The organism is Pantoea conspicua, assembly GCF_002095315.1.
GTDB classification, from domain to species: Bacteria; Pseudomonadota; Gammaproteobacteria; order Enterobacterales; family Enterobacteriaceae; genus Pantoea; species Pantoea conspicua.
On the sequence record NZ_MLFN01000004.1, the window covers coordinates 125,702 to 140,999 of the forward strand.

General features: G+C 57.9%; 13 protein-coding genes. 7 read left to right on the forward strand and 6 right to left on the reverse strand.

Annotation, left to right across the window (positions count from 1 at the left end):
- Window positions 1-2: 2 nt before the first annotated feature.
- Window positions 3-914 (reverse strand): glycine betaine ABC transporter substrate-binding protein, encoded by a 912-nt coding sequence (locus HA41_RS03090; protein ID WP_094119543.1) that lies wholly within the window; start codon window positions 912-914, stop codon window positions 3-5.
- Window positions 915-931: 17 nt separating this feature from the next.
- Window positions 932-1,588, reverse strand: a complete 657-nt coding sequence (gene osmY, locus HA41_RS03095) for an osmoprotectant ABC transporter permease OsmY (RefSeq protein WP_244175084.1) — start codon at window positions 1,586-1,588, stop codon at window positions 932-934.
- A 452-nt stretch (window positions 1,589-2,040) separates the two neighbouring features.
- On the opposite strand from osmY, the gene HA41_RS03100 reads away from it, so the two are divergent.
- The gene (locus HA41_RS03100; protein ID WP_094119545.1) at window positions 2,041-3,507 is read left to right on the forward strand and encodes an MDR family MFS transporter; all 1,467 of its coding nucleotides are present in this window, start codon (window positions 2,041-2,043) and stop codon (window positions 3,505-3,507) included.
- Between the two features lie 34 nt (window positions 3,508-3,541).
- Here the strand turns inward: HA41_RS03100 and HA41_RS03105 are convergent, their stop codons facing one another.
- Complete coding sequence (locus HA41_RS03105; protein WP_094119546.1) at window positions 3,542-3,838, reverse strand: DUF1161 domain-containing protein; 297 nt, start codon at window positions 3,836-3,838, stop codon at window positions 3,542-3,544.
- 45 nt (window positions 3,839-3,883) lie between these two features.
- Window positions 3,884-4,207, reverse strand: a complete 324-nt coding sequence (locus HA41_RS03110; RefSeq protein WP_094119547.1) for a DUF1283 family protein — start codon at window positions 4,205-4,207, stop codon at window positions 3,884-3,886.
- A 133-nt stretch (window positions 4,208-4,340) separates the two neighbouring features.
- Between HA41_RS03110 and HA41_RS03115 the strand changes: the two genes are divergently transcribed.
- Complete coding sequence (locus HA41_RS03115; RefSeq protein ID WP_143807236.1) at window positions 4,341-4,667, forward strand: YnfA family protein; 327 nt, start codon at window positions 4,341-4,343, stop codon at window positions 4,665-4,667.
- 28 nt (window positions 4,668-4,695) lie between these two features.
- Here the strand turns inward: HA41_RS03115 and ydfG are convergent, their stop codons facing one another.
- A complete protein-coding gene (ydfG, locus tag HA41_RS03120; protein WP_094119549.1) occupies window positions 4,696-5,442 on the reverse strand; it encodes a bifunctional NADP-dependent 3-hydroxy acid dehydrogenase/3-hydroxypropionate dehydrogenase YdfG in 747 nt (248 codons plus the stop codon).
- Between the two features lie 410 nt (window positions 5,443-5,852).
- Between ydfG and guaD the strand changes: the two genes are divergently transcribed.
- The 5 genes from guaD to dcp all read left to right on the forward strand — a co-directional run bounded on the left by guaD (window position 5,853) and on the right by dcp (window position 13,844).
- Window positions 5,853-7,181 (forward strand): guanine deaminase, encoded by a 1,329-nt coding sequence (guaD, locus tag HA41_RS03125; protein WP_094119550.1) that lies wholly within the window; start codon window positions 5,853-5,855, stop codon window positions 7,179-7,181.
- Window positions 7,178-8,620: a xanthine dehydrogenase small subunit gene (gene xdhA, locus HA41_RS03130; RefSeq protein WP_094119551.1), complete on the forward strand. Its 1,443-nt coding sequence runs from the start codon at window positions 7,178-7,180 to the stop codon at window positions 8,618-8,620. The genes guaD and xdhA overlap by 4 nt, the downstream gene beginning before the upstream one ends.
- The gene (gene xdhB / locus HA41_RS03135; protein WP_094119552.1) at window positions 8,610-10,976 is read left to right on the forward strand and encodes a xanthine dehydrogenase molybdopterin binding subunit; all 2,367 of its coding nucleotides are present in this window, start codon (window positions 8,610-8,612) and stop codon (window positions 10,974-10,976) included. Before xdhA ends, xdhB begins: the two co-directional genes overlap by 11 nt.
- The gene (xdhC, locus tag HA41_RS03140) at window positions 10,963-11,739 is read left to right on the forward strand and encodes a xanthine dehydrogenase accessory protein XdhC (RefSeq protein ID WP_094119553.1); all 777 of its coding nucleotides are present in this window, start codon (window positions 10,963-10,965) and stop codon (window positions 11,737-11,739) included. The genes xdhB and xdhC overlap by 14 nt, the downstream gene beginning before the upstream one ends.
- A 62-nt stretch (window positions 11,740-11,801) precedes the next feature.
- The gene (gene dcp / locus HA41_RS03145; RefSeq protein WP_094119554.1) at window positions 11,802-13,844 is read left to right on the forward strand and encodes a peptidyl-dipeptidase Dcp; all 2,043 of its coding nucleotides are present in this window, start codon (window positions 11,802-11,804) and stop codon (window positions 13,842-13,844) included.
- A gap of 51 nt (window positions 13,845-13,895) precedes the next feature.
- Here the strand turns inward: dcp and hpxO are convergent, their stop codons facing one another.
- Entirely contained in the window at window positions 13,896-15,053 is a 1,158-nt protein-coding gene (gene hpxO / locus HA41_RS03150; RefSeq protein ID WP_094119555.1) for an FAD-dependent urate hydroxylase HpxO, read from the reverse strand.
- Window positions 15,054-15,298: the final 245 nt, after the last annotated feature.

The window sequence follows — 15,298 nt, forward strand, 5'->3', positions numbered from 1 at the left end:
CCTTACAGCATGTTTTTGGATTTAAGGAAATCACGCGCCACCTGTTCCGGTGACTGGTGATCGATATCGACCCGCTTGTTCATCTCGGTGATCGACTCGTCGGTAATCAGCGGTGACAGCTGATTCAGCGCCGCTTCCAGACCGGGATGGCTCTCCAGCACATCTTTACGTACCACCGGCGTGACGTTATAGCTCGGGAAGAAATGCTTATCATCCTCCAGCACTTTCAGGTCGAAGCCTTTAACCCGGCCGTCGGTGGTGTAGATCAGACCTGCATCAACAAAGCCATCGCGGATGGCGTTATAGACCAGACCTGGGTCCATCTGGCGAATCTGCGGGCGGTCCAGCGTCAGGTTATAGGTCTTCTGTAGCGGTTTCATGCCGTCTGAGCGGCCGGAAAACTCCAGATCCAGCCCCAGCCGCCAGTTATGGTCCGGATCGCGCTGACGCACCTGTTCAATCTTTGCCACCAGCTGCGACATCGTGGTGATACCCTCTTTCTCCGCCCGCTGCCGGGTCATGGCGAAAGCATAGGTATTGTTCATCGGGGCCGGTTTAAGCCACACCAGACCCAGTTTCGCATCGAGTTTTTTAACCGTGTCATACGCCTGTTCTGAGGACATCGGCTGGTTGATATGGTTAAAAATGATCAATGAGGTGCCGGTGTACTCCCATGTCATATCGAGCTGCTTATTCAGCAGCGCATTACGGCCAATGGTGGTGGCGATATTACGCTTGGGGATCACCTCAAAACCTTTTTTCTGTAACCACAGCACCGTCATCGCCGACAGGATGTGCTGCTCGGTAAAGCTCTTGGTGGCCATCACCAGCGGGGTAGCCGCCTGGGCCGTCTGGCTCAGGGCCAGCGTCGCTATCAGGGTCAGGGCACTCTTTTTTATCCAGCGCGTGAGCATCGCAAAATTCCTTATTGTTATGCCGCAGCGTGCGGACTGAGAAAGCGGCCAAGCGCGGCCAGCAGCATATCCAGCACCAGCGCCACCAGCGCAGTCGCCGTTGCACCCAGAATCAGCGTCGGGAAGTCGTTGAGGTAGATGCCAGGGAAGATCAGCTCACCAAAGCTGCTGGCACCAATCAGAAACGCCAGCGGCGCGGTACCAACATTAATGGCGGTGGCAATACGCACGCCCGCAAGGATGACCGGTAGCGCATTGGGCAGTTCAACCTGGCGCAGACGCTGCATTTTAGTCATACCAATGCCGTTGGCAGCTTCGATCAACGAGGGGGGGACCGCACTCAGACCGGAGAAAGTGTTACGTACGATAGGCAGCAGAGAGGCGAGAAACAGTGCAATCAGCGCGGGACGGTCACCGATGCCGATGATCACCATCGCTAATGCCAGCACCGCCAGCGGTGGCAGCGTATTACCGACGTTAAATATCTGCATGACATATTCGGCCCAGCGACGGGCGAAAGGCCGGCTGAGGATAATGCCGCTGGGAATACCGACCAGCAGGGCAAACAGCATTGACCAGAAGACCAGAAACAGGTGTTGCTGACCGAGATAGAGCAGATCGACTCTTCTGGCGACTAACTGATCCCAGCCGAGGCCCCAGACTAGCGCACCCATCACCGCGGCCACAGCCAGCAGCGCGAGACCAGCGCGACGGGCCAGTGAAGCATTTTGCATAAGGGACTCTCCCTGATTACGATCTCAATTGTTATACCGATCATTAGCAGCCCGACAGAAGCAGCAAAACCCGCCGCCGCTTCCAATACCGTAACTGCGATAAAATGCAGATCAAATGGCTGTTTATCGACGAATTTTAACTGAACGCTGAAAAACAGGCTTTAATGCTATAGCAGCCCTCAGCGAGGCGCGCTAGCTTTAACGCGCGAAAGCAGCCGGTGAAAAACAGGTTAAAATAGTGTTAAAGCCGCATGGAGATTGGGCTAACGCATCAATGAAAATTTTTCATCGACTTTGGGTGACAACGTCACAATTTGTGCCACTAATGCGCACTGACGGGAAACTGCATTCGCTTAATCTGCGCGAGTGTTGCAGCTTAAAAAAGGATCTCTATGACTGAAAGCGCACAGCTCCAGACCGGGCACCGCCACTGGATTTTAATCGCCTGTATGCTGGCGATGTTTATGGCGGCGATTGAGGTCACCATTGTGGCCACCGCGATGCCGACCATCATTGCCGAACTGGGCGGTTTTTCGCAGTTTGGCTGGGTATTCTCCATTTACCTGCTGACTCAGGCGGTCAGCGTACCGCTCTATGGGCGACTGGCGGATATCTATGGACGTAAGCGCATGTTTTTTATCGGTACCACGCTTTTCCTGATCGGCTCGGTACTGTGTGGATTTGCTCATACCATGACGTGGCTGATTCTTTTCCGCGCGTTTCAGGGACTGGGAGCCGGTGCCATCATGCCGCTCAGCTCAACTATCGTGGCAGACATTTACTCACCGCGTGAGCGCGCCAGCGTGCAGGGCTGGCTCTCCAGCGTCTGGGGCGTGGCGGCCATCGTCGGTCCGCTGACCGGTGCCTGGCTGGTGCAGCACTTCAGCTGGTCAGTGATCTTCTGGGTCAACCTGCCGATAGGGCTGATCAGTATGCTGATGCTGGCGCGCTGGTTACCGGCTCATCAACAGGAGGCGCAGCCGCAGCCGCTGAATCTGGCGGGCAGTGGCTGGCTGATGCTGTGCATCAGCGCACTGCTGATTGCGCTGCTGCAGGCTGAACAGCTGGGCTACTGGCTGATTCCGTTCCTGCTCTTTTCGCTGTTCGCCGGCTGGCGGCTCAGTCGCCACGAGCAGCAGGCTGACGCACCGCTGTTTCCGCTGATTATCTGGCGCAGCCGGCTGATTATTGCCGGTAACGCCGGCAACCTGATCATCGGGGCCGCCATGATGGGGATAAGCGCCTTTCTGCCGACCTGGATTCAGGGGATCGGCGGTGGTTCGCCGTTGCAGGCGGGCAGCGCGCTGGCGATGATGTCGATTGGCTGGCCACTGGCCAGCACCCTGAGCGGGCGACTGATGCTGCGCACCTCTTACCGCTTTACCGCGCAACTGGGGGCGCTGTTGCTGATTACCGGCAGTGCGCTGCTGCTGCTGCTGCAGCCTGACAGCTCGTTGTATCAGGCGGGCTTTACCGCTTTTGTCATCGGAACCGGGATGGGCATGACCAGTACCACGTTTCTGGTGTCGGTACAGAATCAGGCGGATTATCAGATTCGCGGCATCTGTACCGCCTCGATTATGTTCAGCCGGATGATGGGATCGGCAATTGGCACCGCCATCATGGGCGCGGTGCTGAACCTCAACCTGCTGTGGCGACTGCCGCAGGCGCAAGACCCGGTGCAACAGATTATGGCGGATGAGAGTCGGCGTCAGCTGGCTCCGGAGACGCTGCAACAGATGGTGCAGGCGATTGCCGGCTCACTGCACTGGGTGTTTGTGGTGGCACTGGTAATTGCGCTGTTTGCGCTGGGCGTGGCGTGGATGATGCCGCGTCAGCGGCCGGAACATGCAGAATAGCGAGCAGGGCGACAGCGCGTCGCCCTGATATCATTTACTGTGCGGGCGCGTCCTGTGAGCTGCCGGCACTGTCTGGCACGCTGGCGTCATCGTCACGCCCCATGCGCTTGTAAACAATCTTTTGTGTGTCGTTCTCACAATGTCCCACCACCTGACCGCCAGCCTGATCAACCTGATCGTTGGCGACGATGTCGAGACTAAAACCCGATTCGGGCACACCGTTCTGAATAATTTTCTGGCTGATCTCGGTTTTTACCGATTCACAGGATGCCTGTGCCAGTACGGGCAGCACAAACAACGTCGCGGTTAACAAAACCCTCTGTAGCTTCATCACGTATTCCTTATGTTAGTCGTCCGTCATTACTATAGCTGAAAATCAGGGTGCAACTGGCCGGCCGGAGCGGCGATCCAGACAACGCAGGGTGTTCGGCTCCCAGTAGGCGTTGAGATTCAGGCTCTGCTCACACTTATCGCGGGTATCAAAAGCACGATCGGTCTTATCAAACTCCTTCTCGACGCGGCTGTTCACCTTATTACGCAGCATACGTGTGTCATTCCACTGCTCTTTATCCTGACGCGCCGCTTCATTACTGGCGGCGCTGCTGCCATCTTCAATAATCAGGCGATTAGTGGTCGCACTGGCATTGAATGCTGCCGCTGACAGCAGGCTCACCAACAGGACCGGGATAAATTTTTTCATTGCGCTTTCCTTCAGTTAACGCAGACATCACCAATGGGAACGGCTGTTGCCGCGGGTATCGTTAGTATATCATCGCCGTTTCTTTGCTCACCAGCCGTGTGTGGTTTGTTTACGTTTATGAGAGGTCGGGTTGCTGATTAAAACCGCTTTGCTGTTTTTTATTACCGCGCTGGCGGAAATCATCGGCTGCTTCCTGCCGTGGCTGTGGCTGAAAAAGGGCGGCTCTGTCTGGTTGCTGCTGCCCGCCGCTGCCAGCCTGGCGCTGTTTGTCTGGTTACTGTCGCTGCATCCCGCTGCCAGCGGACGGGTTTATGCCGCCTATGGCGGTGTCTACGTGCTGACTGCACTGCTGTGGTTACGGGTGGTCGATGGGGTGAAACTCAGTGCCTGGGACTGGAGCGGGGCGATCGTCGCCTTTATCGGTATGCTGATTATCGTGCTGGGCTGGGGACGCGGATAGAGCCAGCCGGTGCGGCTGGCCCGGAGGGTTACGGCTTATGCACCTTGAGACCGGCCAGCGTCTGACTGACGGGCATCATCTCAAGGGTATTAATATTGACATGCTTAGGCAGCGTGGCGACCCAGTAGACCGCTTCGGTGACATCCTCCGGCGTTAAGGCAGTGGCACCTTCGTAGACCTGTCCGGCTTTATCATCGTCGCCCTTGAAGCGCACATTAGAGAACTCGGTGCCGCCGACCAGTCCTGGCTCGATATCGGTGACGCGCAGTGCGGTGCCGTGCAGATCGGTACGCAGATTCAGGCTGAACTGGCGGACAAAGGCTTTGGTCGCGCCATAGACGTTGCCACCGGCATAAGGCCAGCTGCCGGCAATCGAACCGATATTGATCACATGCCCGACATTACGCTCAACCATCTGCGGCAGCAGGGCACGCGTCATATAGACCAGTCCCTTGGTATTGGTGTCGATCATGTTTTCCCAGTCTTCTACATTGGCGCGGTGGGCTGGCTCAATCCCCAGTGCCAGACCGGCGTTATTGACCAGCACGTCGATTTCGCGCCAGTCGGCAGGCAGCTGATTCACCGCCTCTTCAATGGCCGCACGGTTCCGCACATCAAGCTGCACGGTATACAGATGCTCACCCAGCTCATCTTTCAGCGCTTTCAGGCGCTCGGCACGTCGTCCGCTGGCAATCACTTTGTGACCGTTTGCGATAAAGCGACGGGTGATGCTTTCACCAAAACCGGCGGTCGCGCCGGTGACAAAAATAATCATCTCACTGTTCCTTATGCCATTTTCAGAGTCGATGGCTTCACCATAGCATTTCATTTCCGCTTGCGCCCGCCGAAAAACCGATCGGGTTGTAAAGGCATTTTACCGTCACGGCAGCTGCGCTGTTTTGGGGCGCACTGCACGCTAACGGGGCAGTGCAGGCGAAGGATCAGCCGGTAAAACGCACCCGATTCTGCATTCGCTAATCAGGCAACCGGTTGCTATTGCAAAGCAATCGGTTGCGGGGGCATTTCGTGCCGTATAAGTTGCGCAACAAGTGGTTTTTAATTTAACTGATTGATATTACAGTTAAAAATAATCATTTCGTTCTGGCACGGCAGTTGCAATGTGGCATTAAGGCAATCATCTGCATAATTAAAAGAAAGCCGCAGTGCTTTCGGTAAGGAAAAGTCATGTCATCAGCGACAGATACGGCGATACGCGCCAGTTTTTTTGACTTCACATCGGTGGTGGACCAGCCCGACGCGCTGCTGTCTGCCGCGCGCTATCTGGAGGATGGGGTGCTGCAACTGCGCGACGGACGCGTGATCGGGTTAGCGCCGTGGGAGGCGTGCAGTGCCGGACTGGCGGGGCAGCCGGTCATTGACCTGCGCGGCAAGCTGATCGTGCCGGGTTTCGTCGATACCCATATTCACTACCCGCAGACCGAAATGATCGGCGCGTTTGGCGAACAACTGCTGGAGTGGCTCAACAACTATACGTTTCCGGTAGAGGCGCAATATCACTGCCCGGACCACGCTGCCCGGATGTCGGCCTTTTTCCTGCATCAGCTGCTGTCGAATGGCACCACCAGCGCACTGGTGTTTGGCACCGTGCATCCCCAGTCGGTTGAGGCGCTGTTCAGCGCGGCGGAAGCGCTGAACATGCGGCTGATTGCCGGCAAAGTGATGATGGATCGTAACGCGCCTGACAACCTGACTGAAACACCGGAACAGAGTTATCAGCAGACCCGCGCGCTGATTGAGCGCTGGCACCAGCGCGGACGGCTGAGCTACGCGCTGACCCCGCGTTTCGCCCCGACCTCCTCGCCACAGCTGCTGGAAAAAGTGCAGCAACTGCGGCAGGCGTTCCCGGATACCTGGCTGCATACTCACCTGAGCGAAAATCCGCAGGAGGTCGCCTGGGTGAAGCAGCTGTTTCCTGAACGCGCCGGCTACCTTGATGTCTACCATCACTATCAGCTCACCGGTCGTCGCAGTGTGTTTGCGCACTGCGTCCATCTCGACGACAGCGAATGGCAATGCCTGCACGACACCGATTCCACCATCGCTTTCTGCCCGACCTCAAACCTGTTCCTGGGCAGCGGGCTGTTTAACCTTAAACGCAGCTGGCAGCAGGGCGTCAAAGTGGGTATTGGCACCGATGTGGGTGCCGGTACCACCTTCAGCATGCTGCAAACGCTGGGTGAAGCCTACAAAGTGGGCCAGCTGCAGCAGTATAAGCTGAGCGCCGCTGAAGCCTTTTATCACGCCACGCTGGGCGGCGCGCGGTCACTGGACCTCGATCATGCCATAGGCAATTTCAATCCGGGTAAAGAGGCGGATTTTGTGGTGCTCGATCCGGCCGTTTCCGCCTTACAGACTTTGCGCATCGGCAACAGCAAAGATATCTGGGAAAAACTGTTTGTTCTGATGACGCTCGGCGATGATCGCAACATTGCCCAGACCTGGGTTAACGGACGTCCGGTATGGCAGCGCGACGCGGGAGAGCAAGCCGCATGATCCAGTTCCTGTTAAATAATCAATTAGTCACCGAAGCGTCGTTAGATCCTAATCTTACGGTGCTTAACTATCTGCGCGGTCATCTGCGCCGCACCGGTACCAAAGAGGGCTGCGCCTCGGGCGACTGCGGTGCCTGTAGCGTCACGCTCGGTAAAGTGGTCGATGGTGCGATGCAGTATGAAACGGTCAACAGCTGTCTGACACTGGTCGCCACGCTACAGGGCAAGCAGCTGATCACTGTCGAGGATCTGCGTCACGGCGGTGCCCTGCATCCGGCGCAGCAGGCGATGGTTGACTGCCACGGCTCGCAATGCGGCTTCTGCACGCCTGGCTTTGTGATGTCGCTGTTCAGCCTGCAAAAATCGGCCAGCGGCTGGGATCGCCATCAGGCGGAGAGTGCGCTGGCCGGCAACCTCTGTCGCTGTACCGGCTACCGGCCGATCATGGCGGCTGCGCAGCAGCTCTGTTCACAGCCGGTCAGCGACCCGTTTGATCAACAGGCTGCCAGCGTAGTGCAACGACTGGCAACGCTGTCGAATCATGAGATGCAGCAGCTGAACGGCGATGGGCGGCGCTGTTATCTGCCTAAAACCCCGACTCAGCTGGCGCAGATCTATCTGGAACATCCTACGGCGCGGCTGATTGCCGGTGGCACCGATCTGAGCCTGACGATCACCCAGCAGCATCAGCGCATACCGGTGCTAATTGCGCTGGAGCAGGTCACGGCGCTAAAAGTCTGCAGTGAATTTGACGATCACTATCTGCTCGGTGCGGGCGCCTCACTGCAGCAGGTTGCCGATTTTCTGACCGACCGGATTCCGGGTATCAGCGAAATGCTGCAACGTTTCGCGTCATTGCAGATTCGCCTGCAGGGCACGCTGGGCGGCAATATCGCCAATGCCTCGCCGATTGGTGATGCCTCGCCAATGCTGCTGGCGCTGAACGCCAGTCTGCTGCTACAGCAGGGTGAGCAGCAACGTACGCTGTCGCTGGACCAGTTTTTCACCGGTTACCGGCAGACCCGATTGCAGCCAGGGGAATTTATCCGGGCGATTCGTATCGACAAAGTGACGGTGTCACCGGATTTTGTGGCCTGGAAAGTGTCGAAGCGGCTGGATGATGATATTTCCGCGGTGTTTGCTGCCTTTAATCTGGAAATTGAACAGGGGCAGGTACGCGCGGCACGGATCGCCTTTGGTGGCATGGCCGCGACGCCAAAGCGGGCGACGCATTGTGAACAGGCCCTGCGGGATCAACCCTTTAATGCCGTGACGGTGTCACGTGCCGCGGCCGCGCTGGCGGCAGATTTCCAACCGCTATCTGATTTCCGCGCCAGCGCTGACTACCGCCTGCAGGTGGCGCGTAATCTGTTGCGGCGCTACTACCATCGCTACAACGGCGAATTAACCTGTGTTGAGGTGACCCGCTATGTCTCATAATCGTCCTGAACTGAGTGAAGAGGTGCGCAAAGCGCAGCATAGCGCCGGGATCCAGAGCGGCGTTGGCCGCAGCAACAAGCATGAAAGCGCTGAGAAACATGTCTCCGGCGAGGCACGGTTTATCGACGACAAGCCTGAGCTGCCGGGCCTGCTGCATCTCTGCCCGCGGCTGAGTGAGCATGCCCATGCGCGCATTACCCATATTGATGTTCAGCCGTGCTACGCCATTCCCGGCGTAGTCAGCGTGCTGACCTGGCAGGATGTGCCCGGCATTAATGATGTCGGTCCGCTGGAACCAGGCGATCCGCTGCTGGCGCACGACAAGGTAGAGTATCTCGGGCAGATTGTGATTGCGGTGGCGGCCGATTCCCCGGACGCTGCCCGGCTGGGCGCCGCCGCTGCCGTAATTGAATATGAGATGCTTGAGCCGTTGCTGGATGTTGAACAGGCGCTGGCGCAGGGCAGCTTTGTGCAGGAGCCGCACGTTCATCAGCGCGGCGATGTCGACGCCGCGCTGGCACGTGCCCCGCACCGCATCAGCGGTTCCTTCCATATTGGCGGTCAGGAACACTTCTATCTGGAAACCCAGACCGCGCTGGTGATCCCGGGCGAAGATCAGCAGCTACAGGTTTTTTCCTCGACCCAGAATCCTACTGAAGTGCAGAAGCTGGTGGCGGAAGTGATGGGCATCAGCCTGAATCAGGTCACCATCGATATGCGGCGGATGGGCGGCGGTTTTGGTGGCAAAGAGACCCAGGCGGCGGGCGTGGCCTGCCTGTGCGCCATCGTCGCGCGCCAGACTGGCCGGGCGGCGAAGATGCGGCTTTCCCGTCGTGATGACATGCGCATTACCGGCAAGCGTCATCCCTTTTTTGTCCGTTACGAGGTTGGCATCGAAGAAGATGGCCGTCTGTGTGGTGTGAAGATCGATCTGGCGGGTAACTGTGGTTATTCACTTGATCTCAGTGGATCGATTGTCGATCGGGCGATGTTCCACGCTGACAACGCCTATTACCTGGGCGATGCCCGGATTACCGGTTACCGCTGCCGTACTAATACCGCCTCGAATACCGCCTACCGCGGCTTTGGCGGTCCTCAGGGAATGGTGGCGATTGAGCAGATCATGGACCACATCGCGCGCGATCGCGGCCTTGATCCGCTGGCGCTGCGCAAGCGCAATTACTACGGTAAGCAGGATCGCAATATCACCCATTACCATCAGCAGGTTGAGGATAATCTGCTGGACGAAATCACTGACCAGCTGGAACGGAGCAGTGATTATCAGGCGCGCCGGGCGGAGATTCAGGCGTTTAATGCCCGCAGCCCGCTGCTGAAACGCGGTCTGGCGCTGACGCCGGTTAAATTCGGCATCTCGTTTACCTCCAGCTTCCTTAACCAGGCAGGCGCGCTGATCCTGATCTACACCGACGGTACGGTGCAGCTCAACCACGGCGGCACCGAGATGGGCCAGGGGCTCAACACCAAAGTCATTCAGATCGTGGCTGAAGTGCTGCAGATTGAGGTTGATAAGATTCAGATCACCGCCACCGATACCGGCAAAGTGCCGAACACCTCACCGACGGCGGCCTCCAGCGGGGCCGATCTCAACGGTAAGGCGGCGCAGAATGCGGCGGAGATTCTGCGCGAGCGCATGACGCAGATGCTCTGTCAGCTGCATCACTGCGAGGCATCGGCAGTCAGTTTCCGTAACGGCATCGTGCGCGCCGGGGAAAAACATTACACCTTCGCAGAAGTGGCGCAGCTGGCGTGGTTCAATCAGGTGCCGCTATCCGCCACGGGTTACTATCGCGTGCCGGGCATTCATTACGATCGGCTGGCCGGGCGCGGTAAGCCCTTTTACTACTTCGCTTACGGCGCAGCCTGCTGTGAAGTGGTGATCGATACCTTAACCGGCGAATATCGCCTGTTGCGCGCTGACATCCTGCATGACGTGGGTGCCTCGCTGAATCCGGCCATTGATATCGGTCAGGTTGAAGGCGGTTTTGTGCAGGGCGTTGGCTGGCTCACCTGTGAAGAGCTGGTGTGGAACCCGAAGGGACAATTGCTGACCGATGGCCCGGCCAGCTACAAAATCCCGGCCATTAGCGATGTTCCGGCCGATCTGCGGGTGACGCTGGTGGAGAACCGCAAAAATCCGCAGGATACGGTTTTTCACTCGAAAGCCGTCGGGGAGCCGCCCTTTATGCTGGGCATCGCCGCCTGGTGTGCGTTACAGGATGCAGTGGCCAGCGTGGCCGGTTATGCGCAACATCCGCTGCTGGATACGCCCGCCACGCCGGAACGGGTGCTGAACGCGGTGCTGCAGTTGTCAGGAGTCTGTGATGATCTACCATGACTGGATTAGCGTGCTGCATCAGTTGCGTGAAAAGCGCCAGAGCTGCGTGCTGATCACCGTGCTCAGTGAGCGCGGTTCGGTACCGCGCGACAGCGGCAGCAAGATGGTGGTCACGCTGCAGGAGAACTTTTTGACGATTGGTGGCGGTCAGCTTGAGTTTCAGTGCATTGCCCAGGCGCGCGCTATGCTACAGAGCGGGGCTTGCGCGCCGCACACCGAAGAGTACAGCCTCGGCGCACGGCTGGGTCAGTGTTGCGGCGGCAAAACCACGCTGCTGTTTGAGCCGCTGTTGCAGTGTCAGCCGGAGATCCTGCTGTTCGGCGCTGGTCATGTCGGCCAGGCACTGGTTAACCTGCTGGCTACGTTACCCTGTCACATAACCTGGATTGACAGCCGTCCCGATCAGTTTGACCGGGTACCGCCAGGCGTGGTTACGCTGCAACCGGAGGATCCGCTCGACTGTGTGGCGCGGGCGGGACCCGATAGCTATTTCATCATTATGACCCATCATCATCCGCTCGATTTCGAGCTGTGTGAGGTGGTGCTGAAACGCGGCGATTTTCGTTATGCCGGTGTGATTGGCTCGCAGACCAAAAGCCAGCGCTTCCGCTACCGGCTGGCGGGCAAGGGCGCACAGGCCGATCGGCTGGCGCGACTGCGCTGCCCGATTGGCCTGCCGGACGTCAAAGGCAAGCTGCCCGCCGAGATCGCCGTAGCGATTGCCGGTGAAGTGATTAGCGTTTATCAGCAGCACCTGACCTGAGTTGTTCAACCGCCCGCAACCTGCCAGGATAAGGCTTTGCGATGCCCATCCAGGAGCAAATCATGAACGCCCATCAGAATCCTTTCTTTAGCGTCAGCACGCTGCCTTATCAGGCACCGCCGTTTGATCAGATTCAGCAGCAGGATTTTCTGCCCGCCTTACAGGCAGGCATTGAAGAAAAGCGTCGGGAAGTTGAGGCAATCGCCACGTGCAGTGACGAGCCGACGTTCCTCAATACGTACGAGGCGCTGGAGAAGAGCGGGCAGCTGCTGAACCGGGTCAATCTGGTGTTTAGTGCCATGACCTCGGCGCACACCAGCCCGTATCTGCAACAGGTGGATGAAGAAATCGCTCCGCAGCTGACCGCACTCAACGACGAGATCATGCTTAACCGGCCACTGTTCTCGCGTCTGGATGCGGTCTATCTGCAGCGCGCCCAGCTTGACGCTGAATCCAGGCGGCTGGTTGAGGTGATCTGGCAGCGCTTTCAGCTGGCGGGTGCCAATCTGCCTGAGGCGCAGAAACAGCAGTTAAAAGCCCTGAATCAGGAAGCGGCGCGTCTCAGTACCCGTTTTACCAACAAGCTGCTGGCCGCCACCAAAGCGGGCGGTCTGGTAGTCGATCAGGCAGAGAAACTGGCGGGACTTTCTGCCGCTGACCTGGCGGTGGCGCAGGCAGAAGCACGTGCCCGCGGTCTGGAGAATGCCTGGCTGCTGGTGCTACAGAACACGACTCAGCAACCTGCACTGCAAAGCCTGAGCAATCGCGAGACCCGCGAGGCACTGTTTAATGCGGGCGTGACCCGAACCGAAAAGGGTGACGAAAATGACACGCGTGAGCTGGTGCTGCGTCTGGCTCAGGTGCGGGCGGAGCAGGCCAGGCTGCTGGGCTTTGCCAGTTATGCGCAGTGGAAACTGCAGGACCAGATGGCGAAAACCCCGGATGCTGCGTTTGCCTTTATGCGTAACATCGTGCCTGCCGCCCGTGCGCGTGCTGAACGTGAAGCGGCGGCTATCCAGCAAACCATCGATCGCCAGCAGCAGAGTTTTACTCTGCGCGCCTGGGACTGGAATTTTTACGCCGAACAGGTGCGTCACGCGCAGTACGATCTCGATGAGAGCCAGATTAAACCTTATTTTGAACTGAACTCGGTACTGCAGAATGGCGTGTTCTGGGCGGCGACACAGCTGTATGGCATTCAGTTTTCGCCACGACAGGATTTGCCGGTTTACCATCCCGATGTGCAGGTATACGAAATTTTCGATGCCGATCAAACCCCGCTGGCGCTGTTCTATGCCGATTTCTTCAAGCGCGACAGCAAAGGCGGCGGGGCGTGGATGAGTAACTTTGTTAACCAGTCGACGCTGCTGGAGAGCAAGCCGGTGATCTACAACGTCTGTAACTACACCAGACCGCCAGCCGGTGAACCGGCGTTGCTGAGCTGGGATGAAGTGATCACGATGTTTCACGAGTTTGGGCACACGCTGCACGGCCTGTTCGCCAGCCAGCGCTATCCGAGCCTGTCAGGCACCGAGACGCCGCGCGATTTTGTGGAGTTTCCGTCGCAGATTAATGAGCACTGGGCCAGTGAGCCGCAGGTGTTCCGCCATTTCGCCCGTCACTATCAGAGCGGGGAACCGATGCCCGCCGCGCTGCACGAAAAAATTATCCGCGCCGGAAAATTCAACAAAGGCTACGAGATGAGCGAGTTGCTGGCGGCGGCGTTGCTCGATCTGCACTGGCACAGTCTGGCGGGCGACCGGACACCGCAAAGTGTGGACGGTTTTGAACAGCAGGCGTTGCAGAGCGACAATCTGGCGTTAGCGGCCGTACCGCCGCGCTATCGCTCCAGCTATTTTCAGCACATCTGGGGCGGCGGCTATGCTGCTGGTTACTACGCCTATATCTGGACCCAGATGCTGGCCGATGACGGTTACCAGTGGTTTGTTGAACAGGGCGGGCTGACACGGGAGAATGGCGAGATTTTCCGGCAGAAAATTCTGTCGCGTGGTAACAGCAGCGACCTGAAAACTCTCTATGAAAACTGGCGTGGCGGCCAGCCACAGCTGGAGCCGATGTTGAAAAATCGCGGCCTGGCGGAGTAGTTAATCAGCGGGCGTTTGCGCCGCCCGCTGATGCATAAAAGTGCAGGCTGACTAACCCAGCGGTCCGCCTTCAATGGCTTCACACATTCCGGCCAGCACCCGCTCGCCGGTTTCACTTTTCAGCGATCGATACCACTCTGCGGTCACCGCCGGATCTTTCGCATGGGTAACGTCACAGCGCTTACGCGCTTTCAGCACCAGATCTTTTACCCGCTCAACCCGGCGCGCCTGGTAACGCAGCAGGGCATCTTCGATGCCGAGCGAATGCGATGCCAGCGTCGAGGCCAGCACGATAGCATCTTCCATCGCCGCACAGCCGCCCTGGCCGATATCCGGTGTAGTGCTGTGGGCCGCATCACCCAGCAGCGCAACGCGTCCTTTAACCAGGCGGCTGAACGGTTCAATATCGTGGATTTCGACCCGGTTGGTGGTGTCGGGGTTGATCGCAGCAATCAGCTTCTGCACCGGCATGGCCCAGCCAGCAAAATAGCCGCTCAGATCGGCTTTGACGGTGCTGCGATCCTGCGGCAGCCCTTTCGGCAGGGGCACGTCGAAGAAAAAGTAGAAGCGGTTATCGCTCACCGGCATCAGTGATACGCGTTTGCCGTCGCCAACGAACGTGGTCCACTGATCGGCAGGCGCGATGCTTTCATCTATTGCCACCAGACCGTTCCAGTTGACGTAACCGGCATAGCGCCGTTCCAGCGCCTGTTCCAGTACATATTCACGGATCACCGAATGGGTTCCGTCAGCCGCAATCAGAAAATCACCCTGAGCCTGGCTGTTATCAGCAAAGGTGGCAATCACCCCGTTATCACTCTGTTCAACCTGAATCACCCGTTTGCCGAAATTGACCCGCTGGCGACCAAAGGTATCGATCAGCATCGCCTGCAGTTCAGCGCGCGCCACCGGATAGGGAAACTCACCGACCTGCTGCACCAGCGGCGACATACTAAACCGGGTCAGCGCGGCACCGGTCACCGCGTCGTGATAGGCCATGTAGGCCATGTTGCCGCCCAGCGCGCGCAGCGCCGCCTTCATGCCAAGGGCATTCAGACACTTCACGCCGTTTGGCCAGATTGAAATCGCGGCCCCGACCGGCTTCATCTCTTTCACCGCTTCAAAGACTTCAACCTCAATACCCGCTTTTTCCAGCGCAATGGCACAGCTCATACCGCCGATACCACCCCCGATTACGATCGCTTTCATAGTTATCTCCTGTCTGCTTGCTACTGATACTGCAACTTTTGTACCAGTACCTCCCAAAACAGCCAGAAAGCCTTTATTGTCATCCTGTTCAATAACATAGCGCAGGAAATTAGCGTGAAGAGGTTACCCCGAATGATGCCGGTGCACGCTTATGCTGCAATATGATGCGCCCGAACGGTGCACCACAGCAGAAAAATTCTGCTGTTGTATCATTTGTTTCATCGGGCCAGGCGGTTAACACCGTG